The organism is Methylobacterium oryzihabitans, assembly GCF_004004555.2.
In the GTDB taxonomy this organism is placed as follows: domain Bacteria; phylum Pseudomonadota; class Alphaproteobacteria; order Rhizobiales; family Beijerinckiaceae; genus Methylobacterium; species Methylobacterium oryzihabitans.
Genome location: NZ_SACP01000012.1, coordinates 1 through 15,344 on the forward strand (window position 1 = coordinate 1; position 15,344 = coordinate 15,344).

The 15,344-nt window shown below is 72.8% G+C and carries 14 protein-coding genes and 1 pseudogene; 6 read left to right on the forward strand and 9 right to left on the reverse strand.

Annotated features, from left to right (window positions below; all coding sequences use genetic code 11):
* A pseudogene (locus EOE48_RS29200) lies at positions 1-604 on the forward strand (DUF2336 domain-containing protein); the annotation flags it as partial.
* Positions 605-608: 4 nt separating this feature from the next.
* On the opposite strand, the gene EOE48_RS13370 reads toward EOE48_RS29200, so the two are convergent.
* The 6 genes from EOE48_RS13370 to EOE48_RS13395 all read right to left on the reverse strand — a co-directional run bounded on the left by EOE48_RS13370 (position 609) and on the right by EOE48_RS13395 (position 6,057).
* The gene (locus tag EOE48_RS13370) at positions 609-953 is read right to left on the reverse strand and encodes a DUF1491 family protein (protein ID WP_127729794.1); all 345 of its coding nucleotides are present in this window, start codon (positions 951-953) and stop codon (positions 609-611) included.
* Positions 953-1,669, reverse strand: coding sequence for a DJ-1/PfpI family protein (locus EOE48_RS13375; protein WP_127729796.1), 717 nt, complete (start codon positions 1,667-1,669; stop codon positions 953-955). The genes EOE48_RS13370 and EOE48_RS13375 overlap by 1 nt, the downstream gene beginning before the upstream one ends.
* 36 nt (positions 1,670-1,705) lie before the next feature.
* The gene (locus EOE48_RS13380) at positions 1,706-2,638 is read right to left on the reverse strand and encodes an ROK family protein (RefSeq protein ID WP_127729798.1); all 933 of its coding nucleotides are present in this window, start codon (positions 2,636-2,638) and stop codon (positions 1,706-1,708) included.
* A gap of 4 nt (positions 2,639-2,642) precedes the next feature.
* Entirely contained in the window at positions 2,643-4,022 is a 1,380-nt protein-coding gene (locus EOE48_RS13385) for a dicarboxylate/amino acid:cation symporter (RefSeq protein WP_127729801.1), read from the reverse strand.
* Positions 4,023-4,463: 441 nt separating this feature from the next.
* On the reverse strand, positions 4,464-5,276 hold the full coding sequence (locus EOE48_RS13390) for a CYTH domain-containing protein (RefSeq protein WP_127729804.1): 813 nt from the start codon (positions 5,274-5,276) through the stop codon (positions 4,464-4,466).
* Positions 5,277-5,388: 112 nt separating this feature from the next.
* A complete protein-coding gene (locus EOE48_RS13395) occupies positions 5,389-6,057 on the reverse strand; it encodes a TetR/AcrR family transcriptional regulator (RefSeq protein WP_127729806.1) in 669 nt (222 codons plus the stop codon).
* A 68-nt stretch (positions 6,058-6,125) separates the two neighbouring features.
* On the opposite strand from EOE48_RS13395, the gene EOE48_RS13400 reads away from it, so the two are divergent.
* Positions 6,126-7,424 (forward strand): MFS transporter, encoded by a 1,299-nt coding sequence (locus tag EOE48_RS13400; protein ID WP_127729809.1) that lies wholly within the window; start codon positions 6,126-6,128, stop codon positions 7,422-7,424.
* Between the two features lie 412 nt (positions 7,425-7,836).
* Here the strand turns inward: EOE48_RS13400 and EOE48_RS13405 are convergent, their stop codons facing one another.
* The 3 genes from EOE48_RS13405 to glmM all read right to left on the reverse strand — a co-directional run bounded on the left by EOE48_RS13405 (position 7,837) and on the right by glmM (position 11,126).
* A complete protein-coding gene (locus EOE48_RS13405; protein WP_127729811.1) occupies positions 7,837-8,676 on the reverse strand; it encodes an outer membrane protein in 840 nt (279 codons plus the stop codon).
* Positions 8,677-8,757: 81 nt separating this feature from the next.
* Positions 8,758-9,627, reverse strand: coding sequence for an outer membrane protein (locus tag EOE48_RS13410; protein WP_127729814.1), 870 nt, complete (start codon positions 9,625-9,627; stop codon positions 8,758-8,760).
* 158 nt (positions 9,628-9,785) lie between these two features.
* Positions 9,786-11,126 (reverse strand): phosphoglucosamine mutase, encoded by a 1,341-nt coding sequence (glmM, locus tag EOE48_RS13415; RefSeq protein ID WP_127729816.1) that lies wholly within the window; start codon positions 11,124-11,126, stop codon positions 9,786-9,788.
* 235 nt (positions 11,127-11,361) lie between these two features.
* Here glmM and fliF point away from each other — a divergent pair, with 235 nt between their 5' ends.
* The 4 genes from fliF to fliN are packed head-to-tail and all read left to right on the forward strand — an operon-like array spanning position 11,362 to position 15,126.
* Positions 11,362-12,990, forward strand: coding sequence for a flagellar basal-body MS-ring/collar protein FliF (gene fliF / locus EOE48_RS13420; RefSeq protein ID WP_127729819.1), 1,629 nt, complete (start codon positions 11,362-11,364; stop codon positions 12,988-12,990).
* A gap of 36 nt (positions 12,991-13,026) precedes the next feature.
* Positions 13,027-14,082, forward strand: coding sequence for a flagellar motor switch protein FliG (gene fliG, locus EOE48_RS13425; RefSeq protein ID WP_127729822.1), 1,056 nt, complete (start codon positions 13,027-13,029; stop codon positions 14,080-14,082).
* A gap of 31 nt (positions 14,083-14,113) precedes the next feature.
* Positions 14,114-14,779, forward strand: a complete 666-nt coding sequence (locus tag EOE48_RS13430) for a FliH/SctL family protein (protein WP_127729825.1) — start codon at positions 14,114-14,116, stop codon at positions 14,777-14,779.
* Positions 14,776-15,126 (forward strand): flagellar motor switch protein FliN, encoded by a 351-nt coding sequence (gene fliN, locus EOE48_RS13435; protein ID WP_127729828.1) that lies wholly within the window; start codon positions 14,776-14,778, stop codon positions 15,124-15,126. The genes EOE48_RS13430 and fliN overlap by 4 nt, the downstream gene beginning before the upstream one ends.
* Positions 15,127-15,344 lie beyond the last annotated feature (218 nt).

Below are 15,344 nucleotides of genomic sequence, written 5' to 3' on the forward strand. Positions count from 1 at the left end.
CGCCCGGGCCGCCCGCGTCGCGCGCCTGCGCGGCCGCGCCGACCTGCCGGCGGGCGACCTCGCCCCGCTCTACCTGCAGGCGGCGCCGGAGCAGCGGGCGGCGATCCGCGCCGCGGTGGCGGCGACCGCGGCGTTGCGGCCGCAGACCCGGCCGCGCGGCGCCCCGGGCCCGTCCCTCGCCGCCTTCGCGGGGCGGGGCGAGCGCGAGCGGTTCGACGCGCTGCTCGGCGAGTCGCTCGGGATTCCGGGGGCGCGCTTCGACCTGTCGTCGCCCGGGCGGCACGACCTGCTCGCCCTGGCGCTGCGGGCCGCCGACGTGTCGGAGGACGATGCGTTCTACGTCTTCCTGCGGCTCGATCCCGTGATCGGCCGCTCGGTCCAGACGGTGTTCGCCCTCGCCCGGCTGTTTCGCGAGACCGAGCCCGCCACCGCCCGCGACCTCGTCGCCTCGATCCTCGGCCACGACTCGGGCCTCAGCCAGGACCCCGTGCGGCGAGGCGGCGAGGCGCACCAGCCCTATCATGGCCCGGCCTCGCCGCGGCTGCGCCCGGCCGCGCCGGTCCTGCGCCCTGCCCTGCCGGAGCGCACCCGGCGGACGTCGTAGCCGGTTACCCGCCCGCGAGGTCGAGGAAGTGACGCCCCTCGCGGTCGTCGATCTCGACGATCCACAGGTCCGGGTCGAACCGCACCTCGCGGGCGAGGCGGTCCTCGACGTCGGGCGGCAGCGCCTCGCGCATCACCGCCTCGAAGCGGCGCTCGCCGCTGGTCTCGGCGTCGAACAGCGCCTGGGGCGCCGGGCCGTAGAGGTCGGCGCGGCCGTCGAGGCGGTCGACCTTGACGAAGATCGCGCCCGCCTCCGGCGCGCCGCGGCGGCGCTGCACCGCGCTCACCCCCTCGACGCCGCAGCGGCGCAGGTGGGCGGCGACGAAGAAATCCGAACGCAGCCGGGCCATCAGCGCGCCACCTCGCTGACGTGCCGGCTCGCCCGCTCCTCGCGCAGCAGCGTCTCGGCGACCCGGCGCGCGACGGCGTCGCGCTTGGCTTGGAACGCCGCGCTCTTGGCGCGCACCGCCTCGACCAGGGCGGGATCGGCCCGCCCCGGCGAGCCGGAGGCGTAGGGCGGGGCCGGGTCGTACTCCATCGCGAGCTGCACCGCGCGGGCCCGCTCGTCGCCGAACAGCCGCCCGACCACCGCGAGGGCGAGGTCGAGGCCCGCGGTCACGCCCGCCCCGGTGATGCGGTCGCGGTCGGCCACGACGCGCTCGCGCACCGGCACGACGCCGAAATGCGCGAGCTGGTCGAGGGACAGCCAGTGGCAGGTGGCGCGGTGCCCGGCGAGCAGCCCGGCCGCCGCCAGCACCAGGGAGCCGGTGCAGACCGAGGCGACGAGCGAGGCGCCCGCCGCCTGGAGCCGCAGGAAGGCGAGGGTCTCGGCATCCTCCATCAGGTCGATCTGACCCGGCCCGCCGGGGACGAACAGGATGTCGGCGGCCGGGCAGCCGGCGAAATCGGCGGTCGGCAGCAGGCTCAGGCCGCCGCCGGCGCGGACGGGATCGAGGGTCCTGGCGACGAGGTGCAGGCTCAGCTCCGGCACCCGGGCCAGGACCTCGAACGGTCCGGTGAGGTCGAGCTGGGTCAGGCCGGGATAGACCAGCATCACGACGTGCATCGGGGGGCCTCCGGTAGGGCTCTCGGGCCGGCGCGCTCACGCGCCGGCCGGCTCATCCTTCCACAACCACGCCGCGCCGCGAACGCCCGAGGCGTCGCCGTGGCGGCTCTGCCGGATCGGAGTGTCGAAGGCGTCGGAGAAGACGTGCGGGGCGACGCGGGCCGGCAGCGCCGGATAGATCTCCGCCACGGTCGAGAGCCCGCCGCCGAGCACGATCGCGTCGGGATCGAGCAGGTTGACCACCGCGGCGATGCCCCGGCCGAGGCGGTCGAGCCAGTCCTCGACGCTGCGGCGCGCCGCCCCGTCGCCCGCCCGCATCGCCGCGACGATCGCCTCGCCGGTCAGGGCGGCGCCGGTGCGGCGGGCGTGGTCGGCGGCGAGGCCGGGGCCGGAGAGCCAGGTTTCGAGGCAGCCGCGGCGGCCGCAGTAGCAGGCCGGGCCGGGCGTCTCGTCGGCGCGCGGGCGCGGCAGCGGGTTGTGGCCCCACTCGCCGGCGATGCGGTGGCGGCCCGGCAGCGCCCGGCCATGAAGCGCGATCCCGGAACCGACGCCGGTGCCGAGGATCACCGCCCAGACGAGGCCGGCCCCCGCCCCGGCGCCGTCGACCGCCTCCGAGACCGCGAGGCAGTTGGCGTCGTTCTCGATCCGCACCGGACGGCCGAGCACCCGTTCGAGGTCGTCCCCGAACGGCCGGCCGATCAGCCAGGTCGAGTTGGCGTTCTTGACGAGGCCGGTCGCCGGCGAGACCGCCCCCGGGATGCCGAGGCCGACGCTCCCGGAGCCGCCGGCCTGCGCCTCGAGCGCCGCGACGAGGCCCGCGATGGCGCGCAGCGTCCCGTCGTAGTCGCCGCGCGGCGTCGGAATCCGGGATTCGGCCCGCACCGCGCCGCCGGGATCGAGGGCGATCCCGGCGATCTTGGTCCCGCCGAGATCGATGCCGAGGCGCAGCCCCGCACGTCCGCCGGCCATCGGATCAGCGTGCGGCCGCGACCGGCTTGTCGTCGACCGAGGCCGGGACCGGCTTCTCGTCCGAGATCTCGGTGCCGATCGCCAGGGGATGCGCCATCACCTCGCGCAGCTTGACCGGGTCGAGCTCGCCCTCCCAGCGGCTGACCACCACGGTGGCGACGCCGTTGCCGATGAGGTTGGTGAGCGCCCGGCACTCCGACATGAACTTGTCGATGCCGAGGATCAGCGCCATCGCGGCGACCGGGACCGGGTTGCCGGGGATCGCGTCGAGGGTCGCGGCCAGGGTGACGAAGCCGGCTCCGGTGACGCCCGAGGCGCCCTTCGAGGTCAGCATCGCCACCAGGATGATGGTGGCGTACTGGCCGAAGCTGAGATCCGCGCCCACCGCCTGGGCCAGGAACAGCGTCGCCAGCGTCATGTAGATGTTGGTGCCGTCGAGGTTGAACGAGTAGCCGGTCGGGATCACGAGGCCGACGACCGAGTCCGAGGCGCCGAGCCGGCGCATCTTCTGCATCATGTGCGGCAGCACGGTCTCGGACGACGAGGTGCCGAGCACGATCAGCAGTTCATCCTTGATGTAGGCCAGGAACTTGATGATCGAGAAGCCGGAGAACCGGGCGATCGCGCCGAGCACCACGAGGACGAACAGCAGGCTGGTGATGTAGAAGGTCGCGACCAGCCCGGCGAGGTTGCCGAGCTTGCCGATGCCGTACTGGCCGATGGTGAAGGCCATCGCCCCGAAGGCGCCGATGGGGGCGAGCTTCACGATCATGCCGATGATGCGGAAGAAGATCTCGCCCGCGACGTCGATGGCGTGGACCGCCGGCTTGCCGCGCTCGCCGAGCCCGGTGATGACGACGCCCGTCAGGATCGCGACGAGGAGCACCTGGAGCAGGTCGCCGCCGGCAAGCGCGTCGAAGAAGCTCTTCGGGATGATCGCCATGAAGTGCGCGACGGTCGAATCGGCCTTGGCCTTGCTGGCGTAGCCGGCCACCGCGGAGGCGTCGAGCTTCGACGGGTCGGCGCCGAAGCCGGCGCCCGGCTGGACGATCTCGCCGACGATGACGCCGATCAGCAGCGCCAGCGACGACACCACCTCGAAGTAGACCAGCGCCTTGAGGCCGACGCGGCCGACCTTCTTGAGGTCGCCGATCGACGCAATGCCGTGCACGATGGTGCAGAAGATGATCGGCGCGATCATCATCTTGATGAGGGCGATGAAGGCGTCGCCCATCCATTTCATCGACTTGGCCGTGTCGGGCGCCACGTAGCCGAGCAGGACGCCGAGAGCGATGGCGATGAGGACCTGGATGTAGAGGACCTTGTACCAGGGCTGCGCGGCGGCGGGGGCCGGCGCCGTGGTGGGGCTGGCAGCGTGTTGCATGCGTTTCTCCCGACGAGGGGCGCGGCCCTGGCGGCGGCTGCGGTGCGGCCCGGCCGTTCTGCGGTTCGTTGCGACCGAGCGAAATCGGCCCGCCCCCGTGCGTCGGGCCGAGGGAGCAGGGGGATGGGAGGCGGTCCGGGCACGGCGATGCCGCCAGCCCGGAGACGCCGGATTCAGGACGAGCCGGGCGTTTCGTTCGGTCTGATCATGACCTGCCGCGTCGGATTAAAATCGTCAACAGGAGTCGGATTAAAATCGTCATCAGGAATCGACGACGGGTGCTCCTGCGGCAGGTGCCGCCGGCGGACGGGTCCCGTCGGCTCAGGTCTCGCCGGATCCGGCTTCAGGTCATGACCGAAATCGGGCGGTGCCGCCGCCCCGCCGGGACGGGGCGGCGTTCGGGTGATCGCGGCCGGGGCGCAACCCCGGACGGGCCGGCGCTCAGGTCGGCTGGGTGCGGCGGGGGCGGACGGTCCAGCGCTCGAAGGCGGCGGCGTTGTCGTCCCGGGCGGGGTCGGCGGGTCCCGCCTGGCCGAGCGCCTTCGACAGGCTCTCGATCACGTCGTCGATCCGCGCCTCGCCGCCGTCGGGCTCCGGTGCCGGGGCAGGCTCGGGGGCCGGGGCGGGCGCCGGCGGGGCGGCGGGGTTGACCGCGAGGCGGCGCATCGCGCCGGCCTTGCCGGCCTCCTCGGCCCGCGGCGCCGGGGCGGTGTAGCGGCCGAGGCCGTAGCGGGGTTCGAGCAGGTCGAGCACCGCGTCGAGGCCGGCATTGCCGATCTCGATCGTCGCTGAGGCCGGCACGCCCTGGAGCGCGAGGGAGCGGCCCTCGTAGGCGGCATCCTCGGTCACCTCGGGCCCGAACCACGGCGGCACGGCGAAGTCGCCGGCCTCGTTCGCCTCGCCGAAGCTCACCGTCACGACGTCGACGGCGCCGGGGGCGACGTAGCGGTCGATCTGGGCCTCGCGGCCGTTCTGGAGTCCGAGCGCGATGCGGTCGTAGGCCGCCTTGCCGGCGCAGACGTCGAGCAGCGCGTCGCCGTGGGCGCGCGGCACCTCGGTGCGCTCCTCGGTGGCCGGGCTGCCGGGCTCGCCGGTGACCAGGACGAGGTGGCACTGCGACCCCTCGACCCGAACGAAGGAGGTGCGCCCGGCCTGGGGCGGGAAATAGCCCTCGGTGATGCGAACCGCCCCGCGCTCCTTGCGGATCAGCCGAACCAGGGCAGGTGCAACGAGGAAGCGCCGCACGACGGTCATACGCTGAGACTCCAGACTTCAGGCTGCTCCGCGCCACTCGACAGAGGAACGCGACGAAATCAAGACCCTGGCGCGAAATGGCCTGAATTCACAAGCCCCTGATGCCCCTGCGTCAGCCGTCCCCGACCGCCGGGCCGGGAGCGGTCGCGGCGGCGATCAGCGCCGAGGCGGCGGCGGCGAGCGCGCGCGCCGGTCCGCCGGCGCCGAAGATCTGGCCGCTGGTGAAGGTGCCCTCGATCAGCAGCAGCAGGCCGTCGCCGAGCGCCTCGGGATCGCGCGCGCCGAGCCCGGCGCTGATCCCGGTCAGGCGGGCGCGCACGCCGCGCTTGTGGGCGAGCGCGGTCAGCCGGGCCGGATGGTCGGGCTCGGGATGCTCGACCAGCGCGTTGCTGAGGCCGCAGCCGCGGTAGTCCGGCCGCGCCGTGCGCTCGCCGAGGCCGGTCAGGAAGGCCAGCAGCCCGGCCCGTAGGTCGCCCGGATGGGCGGCCAGGCCCGCATCGAGCCGGGCGTGGAAGGCGGCGTCGAAATCCTCCAGGCAGGCGACCGCGAGAGCGTCCTTCGAGGCGAAGCCGCGATACAGGCTCGGCTTGGTCACCCCGGCCTTGGCGACGATCTCGTCGACGCCGACCGCCCGGATGCCGCGGCGGTAGAACAGTTCGCGCGCCGCCGCGCGCACCCGCTCGCCGGCCCGCGGGGCGGTCTCGGCCCGGCGCCGGCCCGGCTCGGCGGCATCCCTGGCCGCGCCGAAGGAGCCCGGATCGACATTGGCCTCGTCCGCCATCGTGGTCCTTGACGATGTTACTGACCGGTACGTAACATCCTAGCACGATTCGCCGGAGCCCTTCCACCATGACGCAAGCCACGACGACCGGCGGGACGGCACCGTCCCGCCGCCCGTTCGGCCAGAACTACGCCTTCGTGGTGGTCGGCGTGATCTTCCTGGCGCTCCTTGCGGCGGCGGGCCTGCGGGCGACGCCGGGGGTATTGATCCTGCCGCTGGAGCAGTCCTTCGGCTGGGACCGCGGCACGATCTCGTTCGCGGCCGGGCTCGGCATCTTCCTGTACGGGCTCGTCGGGCCGTTCGCCGCCGCGGTGATGCAGAGCTTCGGCATCCGCCGCACCCTGCTCTGCGCCATCGCGCTGATGGCCGGCTCGACGGCGCTGTCCGCCTTCATGAGCGAGCCGTGGCACCTGGTGGCCACCTGGGGCGTGCTGTCGGGCCTCGGCAGCGGCTGCGTCGCCATCGTGCTCGGCGCCACCGTGGTCAACCGCTGGTTCGCGGTGCGGCGGGGCCTGTTCATGGGGCTGCTCACCGCCAGCACCGCCACCGGAACGCTGGTGTTCCTGCCCGGCCTCGCGGCGATCGCGCAGGCCGGCGGCTGGAAGCCGGTGGTGCTCACGGTCGCCTGCGTGATGGCGGCGCTGATCCCCCTCGTCGCCTGGCTGCTGCCGGAGCGCCCGTCCGACATCGGCCTCGTGCCCTACGGCGCGCCGCCCGGCACCGTCGCCGAGCCGCCCCGGCGCGCCAACCCGTTCCGCGCCGCCATCGACGGGCTGGTGCGGGCGAGCCGCAAGGGCGATTTCTGGCTGCTGTTCGGCGCGTTCTTCATCTGCGGGCTGACCACCAACGGGCTGGTGGGCACCCACATGATCTCGTTCTGCGTCGACATGGGCATCCCGGAGGTGCGGGCGGCCGGGGTGCTGGCGCTGATGGGCCTGTTCGACCTCGTCGGCACCACCGGCTCGGGCTGGCTCACCGACCGCTACGACCCGCGCAAGCTCCTGTTCGTCTATTACGCCCTGCGCGGCCTGTCGCTGATGGTGCTGCCCTTCACCGACTTCTCGTTCTACAGCCTGACGATCTTCGCGGTGTTCTACGGCCTCGACTGGATCGCCACGGTGCCGCCGACGGTGCGGCTCGCCAACGAGGTGTTCGGCGAGCGCGACGCGCCGATCGTGTTCGGCTGGATCGCCGCCGGCCATCAGCTCGGGGCCGCGACCGCGGCGTTCGGCGCCGGCCTGTCGCGCACGATCGAGGGCCGCTACCTCGAAGCCTTCGTGCTCGCCGGCGTGACCGCGCTGCTCGCCGCCGTGATGTCGCTGATGGTCCGCCGCACGGCGCGCGAGCCGGTGCCGGCCGCCGCTTGATCGAACGTCGATCCGTCGACGGTCCGCCCCTCCGGGAGCCGCCGCGGCGATCCGGGCCAGGGGAATCGCTTCAGAGCGATTGCCCTGGTTTCTAGTTTGGCCTCAGGCGCCGGCAGTCACATCCGTGACTTTGGCTTTCGCGCCGCTCTGCGTTCAGGCGGACATTCGTCCGCCTGAACCCGCTCCGCGGGGCGCTCTTCGCGCCCGCCATGCAGCGTCGCCCTGCGGGCGACCGCAGGACAATCGCTGGAGCGATTGCCCTGGATCCGGGCCGATCCCGTCGGGGCCCCGGCGCGCGGCGGGAGAGGCTCCGGGATCGCCCGGCGCCACCCAGCAATCCCGCTCGCGAACGCGAGCGGGTCCGGCGCGTCGCCGACGCGCCGGACCCGACTCCCCGCCTCGCGATCCGGGCTCAGTAGATGCCGGGATCGCCGCCGAACCCGCCGAAGGGCAGCGGGCCGAACGCCCAGCGCAGGCCGATGCGGAACTCGTTGGCCCGGATGTCCTTGATGCGGGTGTTCTGCTGGTAGACGTCGAAGCCGGTGCGCGCCTTGCCGACTTCGAGGTAGCGGTAGCTCGCGTCCAGGCTCAGCCCGGCGCCGAGCTCGTAGGACAGGCCGGCCATCGCCGCCCAGGCGAGGCTCGTCGAGGAGTGGTTGGCGCGGGTGTCGAAGCCCTGGAAGCCGATGGCGTAGTTCGGCGCGCCGCTGCCGCATTCGGCGGTCAGGCAGGTCGTGCCGGTCCAGTTGTCGTGGAACCGCTTCCAGGCAACGCCGACACCGGCGCCGACATAGGGCGTGAGGCCCCACCACGTGCCGAGATCGGCGTAGACGTTGAACAGGGCCGTCGTCACGTCGAGCTTGCCGGCCTCGGTGTTGTAGCCCTCGGTGAAGTTGGTCCGCGAGCTGTAGTCGCGGAACCGGCTGCGGCTGCGGGTGTCGGCGGTGACGTCGGCGCGCAGGAACGAGTTGAACCGGTAGCCGATGCCGCCGCCGAAGCCCTCGGTGGAGCTGAGCCGGAAGCCGGTGAGCGGCGCGCCGGGCGTGCCCGGCAGCGTGTCGTCCTTCGGCTTCAGGAAGTCGCTGGCCGTGAAGTCGCCGCGCAGGTACCAGCCGGTGCCGATCTCGACCGGCTCGGGCGCCGGCAGCGGCGGCGGCGGCGGCAGGGGCAGCAGGTCGGCGGCGGAGCCCGGCGCGGCGGCGAGGCTCCAACCGATGAGGGCGGCCGTGAGGCTGAGACGGAACCGGGCCATGGGGACGCTCTTCCTGGCCCGGGCTCGCCGGGCGCTGGCTGTACGGGACGAAGGGGGCCGGCGCCGCCGGGCGCCGGACGCTCAGTACTTGCGGATCAGCGGGGCCGGCATCAGCGGCGGCGGCTCGTAGGCCGCGACGACCGGCGCGCCGAACAGCCAGCGCATGCCGAGCTTGATGTCGTGGGCGTCGAGTTCGCGGACCTTGTAGACCGTCTTGGTCGGGCAGCCCGGCAGGCACGAGACCATGCCGGTCTCGGCGTCGCCCATGTTGAGGTAGCGGTAGGCGAGTTCGAGCCGCAGGTTCGGCGTCACCGCGTAGCCGAGGCCGGCATGGGCGGCCCAGGCGAAGTTCGTCTTGTCCTTGGCGGGACCGCCGCCGATCCCGCCGGCATAGGCGCCGTAGCCGGTATCGATGACGCTGCCGAACATGTGGTGCGCAAAGCCCACGCCGGCGCCGATGAACGGGATCAGGCCGAACTTGGTCGGGAACTCGACGTAGCCGTTGACGAGGCCGACCACCGAGGCGAACTGGCCCTTGGTGAGGTTGTAGCCGCCGGTGTTGCCGCCTGTCTTGTCCTCGGCGAGGAAGTTCCACTCGGTCTTGGTGCGGTACTCGCCGGTGGCGTCGAAGCGCAGCCACGGGTTGACCTGGTAGCCGACGCCGACGCCGGCGAAGACCTGATCGCCGACCCGGTCCTGGTGGACCGCGTACTTGTAGGGCAGCGGCGGATGCGAGACGTCGACCGCGACGGTCCTGCGCAGGTCGAGCACGCCGACGCCGACGTCGCCCCGCAGGTACCAGCCGCCGGCGAAGTCCGCGGCCGGCGGCGGGGGCGGCAACGGCAGGGGCGGCGGCGGGAGGAGGTCGGCCGCGGCGGCGAGGCCCGGAACCAGGAGACCCGCGGCGAGCGTGAGAATGCGTGCCGACGCGAGTGGCGTGCTGCGGCCCATGACGATTTCCTGAAGGGGGACGCGGACGGCGACCCGGTCGGGATGACGTCTGGACTATTGGCCCGAAGGGTAAATCGACGCTTAACGTTAAGCGGTATCGTTGACGAAGGATGACGACTGGCGGCGACCGGACACGGTCGCCGCCCGCCGCCGGAGAGTCAGGCCGCGACCTTGCGGAGCGCCTCGACCACGTCGTCGACCACCGCCACGACGAGGTCGTGGTTGTCGCCCTCGGCCATCACCCGGATCACCGGCTCGGTTCCCGAGGGGCGGATGACGAGGCGGCCGGCCGTGCCGAGACGCTGGCGCGCGCCCTCGATCGCGGTGACGACCGCGTCCTGGCGCAGGGGCTCGCCGGAACCGTAGCGGACGTTCTTGAGCACCTGCGGCAGCGGGTCGAAGCAGTGGCAGACCTCGCTCACCGGCCGCTGCTGGCGCTGCACCACCGAGAGGAGCTGGAGCGCCGCCACGAGGCCGTCGCCGGTGGTGGCGTAGTCCGACATGATGATGTGGCCCGACTGCTCGCCGCCGAGGTTGTAGCCGTTCTCGCGCATGTGCTCGAGCACGTAGCGGTCGCCGACCGCGGTCCGCACCATGCCGAGGCCGAGCCCGCCGAGATAGCGCTCGAGGCCGAGATTCGACATGATGGTCGCGACGATGCCCGGCCGGGTCAGGCGCTCGTCCTCCTTCCACGAGCGGGCGACCACGCCCATGAGCTGGTCGCCGTCGACCCGCTGGCCCTTCTCGTCGACGACGAGCACCCGGTCGGCGTCGCCGTCGAGCGCGATGCCGATGTCGGCGCGCAATTCGCGCACCTTGCGCACCAGCGCCTCGGGCGCCGTCGAGCCGACGTCGCGGTTGATGTTGAACCCGTCCGGGTCGGTGCCGATGGCGATGACCTCGGCCCCGAGTTCCCACAGCGTCTCGGGCGCGACCCGGTAGGCGGCGCCGTTGGCGCAGTCCACCACCACCCGCAGCCCGTCGAGGGTGATCGCCCGCGGCAGCGTGCGCTTGGCGAACTCGATGTAGCGGGCGTGCACGCTCTCGATCCGCTTGGCCCGGCCGAGGTCCCCCGCCCCGGCGAGGCGCTTGTGCAAGGTCGAGTCGACCAGCGCCTCGATCTCGCGCTCGACCTCGTCGGAGAGCTTGAACCCGTCGGGGCCGAACAGCTTGATGCCGTTGTCCTCGAACGGGTTGTGCGAGGCCGAGATCATCACGCCGAGATCGGCCCGCATCGAGCGGGTCAGCATCGCGACCGCCGGCGTCGGCATCGGCCCGAGCAGCAGAACGTCCATCCCGACCGAGGTGAAGCCGGCGACGAGCGCCGTCTCGATCATGTAGCCCGACAGTCTCGTGTCCTTGCCGATCACCACCCGGTGGCGGTGGTCGCCGCGCTGGAAGATCAGGCCGGCGGCCTGACCCACCTTCAGCGCCAGTTCCGGCGTGATGACGCCGTTGGCCCGTCCCCGGATGCCGTCGGTCCCGAAATATTTGCGCAAGGCCGTGTTTCCGTCTCGTCTTGGGGCACCCCGGAGGCTGCCCGGAACACCTGGAAGGATTCCCCGCCGGGAGCGCAAGCCGGGTGCCGATGCCCGGGCTTAGCCCAAACCGGTCCCCGGCCCAAATCGACCGCCGGCGGCACTCCGGCCGCCGGCGTTAACCGCCCGATAACCATGGACCCGGCAGTTTTTGCCCACGGGCCGCTCCGGCCCGCCGTAACGGGTGCGTCGGGTCGTGAAGGCGGTTCTCGAACTGGTGGAGAAGCTGGGCCCGGCCCGGCTCGCCGCGATGGGGGCGGTGACGCTCGCCCTCGTGGGCTTCTTCGCCTTCGTGATCCTGCGGGTGTCGCAGCCCGAGATGGGCGTGCTCTACACCGACCTGTCGGTGCAGGATGCCGGCGCGGTGGTGCGCGACCTCGAGACCCACGGCGTCCGCTACGAGACCCGCGGCGACGTCGGGCAGACAATCCTGGCGCCGCGCGCCGACCTCGCCCGCCTGCGCATGGACCTCGCCGCCAAGGGCCTGCCGAGCGCCGGCGGCGTCGGCTACGAGATCTTCGACAAGGGCGACGCGTTTTCAACCACCAACTTCGTCCAGAACGTCAACCACCTGCGGGCGCTGGAGGGCGAGCTCGCCCGCTCGATCCGGGCGATCGGCCGGGTCCAGGCGGCGCGGGTCCACCTCGTCCTGCCGGAGAAGCGGCTGTTCGCCCGCGACCGCGAGGCGCCGAGCGCCGCGATCGTGCTCAAGCTCGCGGGCGAGCTCGATGCCGGGCAGGTGCGGGCGATCCGCCACCTCGCCGCCGCCGCCGTCGAGGGGCTCAAGCCCGACCGGATCTCGATCGTCGACGAGCGCGGCCGGCTTCTCGCCGACGGCGCCCGCGGCGAGGACGGCGCGGCGCTCGTCGGCCTGGAGGAGCGCCAGACCGGCCTGGAGCGGCGGCTGCGGACCCAGGTCGAGGAGATCGTCGCGGGAATCGTTGGCGCCGGCCGCGCCCGGATCCAGGTCAATGCCGACCTCGACGCCAACCGGGTCGAGAGCCGGTCCGAGACCTTCGATCCCGACAGCCGGGTGGTGCGCTCGACCCAGACCCGCACCGAAAACCAGCAGACGCAGGGGCCCGGCGAGACCGGCGTCAGCGTCGGCAACGAACTGCCGGGCGCCACCCAGCCGAAGGACGCCAACACCACCCGCGACGCGTCGAGCAAGAACGAGGAGACGACGAACTACGAGATCTCCCGCGTCACCCGCACCGAGGTGCAGGAGGGCGGCCGGATCCGGCGCCTGTCGGTCGCGGTGCTGGTCGACGGCGTCTACGCCCCCGGGCCGGATGGCCGGCTCGCCTACGCCCCGCGCCCGCAGGAGGAACTCGACCGCATCGCCGCCCTGGTCCGCACCGCGATCGGCTACGACAAGGCCCGCGGCGATCAGGTCGAGGTGGTCAACCTGCGCCTCGCCGAGGGGCCGGTGCCGGCGCCCGAGGTGAAGGAGGAGAGCCTCCTCGACGTGTTCCGCACCCCGACCCGGGCCGAGCTGATGCGCTTCGTCGAGCTCGCCGTCCTGTCGCTCCTCACCCTCGTGGTGCTGCTGACGGTCGTGCGCCCGCTCCTGCGCCGGCTGATGAGCGGCGGCGCCCCGGCCCTGGCGGTCGCCGGGGCGGCCGGGCTGCCCGCACCGGAGGGCGAGGCCGCCGCCGAGCCGGCCGCCCTCGAGGTCACGCCCGGCCCGGCGGCGCGGATGATCGAATACGCCAAGATCAACGGCCAGATCCAGGCCGAGACCATCGAGCGGGTGGTCGACATGGTGCGCGCCAGCCCGGCCGAGACCGCCGAGGTGCTGCGCAGCTGGATCCACGACCGATGAACGTCCTCGGCATCATTCCGGACTGACGAGCGAGCCATGGCATCGAGCGCCCTGCCCGCCGCGGAGACCGCGGCCCTGATGAGCAACAAGGGCTTCCAGGAGATGTCCGGCGCCCAGCGGGCCGCGGCGCTCCTGCTGCTGCTCGGCGAGGAGGAGGGTGCGCCGATCTGGCGCATGCTCGACGACGACGAGGTCAAGAAGGTCTCGCACGCGATGGTGCAGCTCGGCGCCCTGGAGGCGGCGACGGTCGAGCGGCTGATCGTCGACTTCGTGTCGCGGCTGTCGTCGTCCGGCGGCATCTCGTCGAGCTTCGAGCGCACCGAATCGCTGCTGCTCAAGATTTTTCCGCCCGAGCAGGTCTCGGTGATCATGGCCGAGATCAAGGGCGCCAACGGCCGCCGGGTCTGGGGCAGCCTGACCCAGATCGACCCCGAGATCCTCGCCTCGTTCCTGCGCAACGAGTACCCGCAGACCGTCGCGGTGATCCTGTCGCGGGTGCGCTCGGACTACGCCGCCCGGGTGCTCACCATCCTGCCGGAGGAGTTCGCCATCGACGTGCTCAACCGGATGCTGCGGATGGAGACGGTGCAGAAGGAGGCCCTGCGCCACATCGAGGAGACCCTGCGGGTCGAGTTCGTCTCGACCATCGCGCAGACGACCCGGCGCGACGCCCACGAGCTGATGGCCGACGTGTTCAACGCCTTCGACCGCCAGACCGAGACCCGGTTCCTCGCCGCCCTCGACCAGAGCAACCGCGGCGCCGCCAAGAAGATCCGCCAGCTCATGTTCACCTTCGAGGACCTGATGAAGCTCGACGCCGGCAGCGTCCAGACGCTGATGCGCAACGTCGACCGCGACACCCTGGGCCGGGCGCTCAAGGGGGCGTCCGAGCCGGTACGCACCTTCTTCTTCGGCAACATGTCGACCCGGGCGGCGAAGCTCCTCCAGGACGAGATGGCGTCCCTCGGCCCGATCCGCCTCAAGGAGGCCGACGAGGCCCAGGCCCGCATGACCGACCTCGCCAAGGACCTCGCCGAGAAGGGCGAGATCATGATCGCCAAGAACAGCGCCGAGGAAGAACTGGTCTACTGACCGTCCGCCGCCCCCGATCCGGTCCGAACCCATGGCCAAGGCCCAGCGCTTCCTGTTCGACAACGACTTCCGGGTGCCCGGCGGCAGCGTCGCGGCCCGCGCCCGCGAGGAGGCCGAGGCCGTCGCGGCCGCCCTCCGCGCGGAGGCCGAGGCGCGCACGAACGCCGAGGCGCGGCTGCGCGAGGAGGCGGAGGCCGCCGCCTTCGCCCTCGGCCAGCGCGAGGGCCGGGCCCAGGCCGAGGCCCAGGTCCAGGCCCGCCTCGCCGACGCCCTCAACCGCCTCGCCGCCGCCGCCGCCGGGATGATCGCCGGGGCCGACGAGCGCGACGCGGCGCGCGAGGCCCAGGCCCTCGACTTCGCGGTCGCGCTCGCCCGCAAGCTCGCCGGCGACGCCCTCGACGCCCACCCGGTCGCGGCGATCTCCGAGGCCGCCCGGGCGGCGCTCCAGCACCTGCGCGGCGTGCCCCACCTCGCGGTGCGGGTGAACGACGCGCTGGTCGAGGAGACCGAGGCGGCGGTGGCCCGCCTCGCCCGCGAGCGCGGCTACGACGGCCGCCTGATCGTGCTCGGCGATCCCGACCTGCCGCCGGGCGACGCCCGCATGGAATGGGCCGATGGCGGCGTCGTGCGCGACCGCGCCGCGATCGAGGCCGCCGTGCTCGCCGCCCTCAACCCAACATCCGAGGAACCGCGATGAGCCCCGACGACGAACTCGGCCTGCCGCAACTGAGCGAGGGCGACCTCGCCTTCGACACCGGCGGCCCCGCCTCGATGCGCGACGGCCCGGCCCAGCCCAAGAGCGCGTCCGACCTCGAACAGGTCTTCGACGTGCCGGTGATGGTCTCGGCGGTGCTCGGCGCCTCCCGGATGCCGATCGGCGAATTGCTGCGCCTCGCCCCCGGCGCGGTGCTGGAACTCGACCGCAAGGTCGGCGAGGCGATCGACATCTTCGTCAACAACCGCCTCGTCGCCCGCGGCGAGGTGGTGCTGGTCGAGGAGCGCCTCGGCGTGACCATGACCGAGATCGTCAAGGCCGACGGCTGAGGGGCCCAGGGCCATCGCTTCGGAGCGATTGCCCTGGTTTCTTGCTTGGCCTCAGACGCCGGCGTTCGCGTCCGCTCACTTGGCTTTCGCTCCGCTTACGCGTTCGAGCGGACATTCGTCCCCTCGAACTCGCTCCACGGGGCGCTCTTCGGGCGCAAAGCGCACCGCGCCCGCCATCGAGCGTCGCCCTGCGGGCGACCGCAGAACAATCGCTGAAG

Bases quoted from the DNA above. Each gene is read 5' to 3' on its own strand.
- EOE48_RS13390 (WP_127729804.1), bottom strand. From the start codon at position 5,276: ATGACCGTCGTGCGGCGCTTCCTCGTTGCACCTGCCCTGGTTCGGCTG.
- EOE48_RS13380 (WP_127729798.1), bottom strand. From the start codon at position 2,638: ATGGCCGGCGGACGTGCGGGGCTGCGCCTCGGCATCGATCTCGGCGGG.
- EOE48_RS13405 (WP_127729811.1), bottom strand. From the start codon at position 8,676: ATGGCCCGGTTCCGTCTCAGCCTCACGGCCGCCCTCATCGGTTGGAGC.
- EOE48_RS13430 (WP_127729825.1), top strand. From the start codon at position 14,114: ATGGCCAAGGCCCAGCGCTTCCTGTTCGACAACGACTTCCGGGTGCCC.
- fliG (WP_127729822.1), top strand. From the start codon at position 13,027: ATGGCATCGAGCGCCCTGCCCGCCGCGGAGACCGCGGCCCTGATGAGC.
- EOE48_RS13385 (WP_127729801.1), bottom strand. From the start codon at position 4,022: ATGCAACACGCTGCCAGCCCCACCACGGCGCCGGCCCCCGCCGCCGCG.
- EOE48_RS13375 (WP_127729796.1), bottom strand. From the start codon at position 1,669: ATGCACGTCGTGATGCTGGTCTATCCCGGCCTGACCCAGCTCGACCTC.
- EOE48_RS13400 (WP_127729809.1), top strand. From the start codon at position 6,126: ATGACGCAAGCCACGACGACCGGCGGGACGGCACCGTCCCGCCGCCCG.
- fliN (WP_127729828.1), top strand. From the start codon at position 14,776: ATGAGCCCCGACGACGAACTCGGCCTGCCGCAACTGAGCGAGGGCGAC.
- EOE48_RS13370 (WP_127729794.1), bottom strand. From the start codon at position 953: ATGGCCCGGCTGCGTTCGGATTTCTTCGTCGCCGCCCACCTGCGCCGC.
- EOE48_RS13410 (WP_127729814.1), bottom strand. From the start codon at position 9,627: ATGGGCCGCAGCACGCCACTCGCGTCGGCACGCATTCTCACGCTCGCC.
- EOE48_RS13395 (WP_127729806.1), bottom strand. From the start codon at position 6,057: ATGGCGGACGAGGCCAATGTCGATCCGGGCTCCTTCGGCGCGGCCAGG.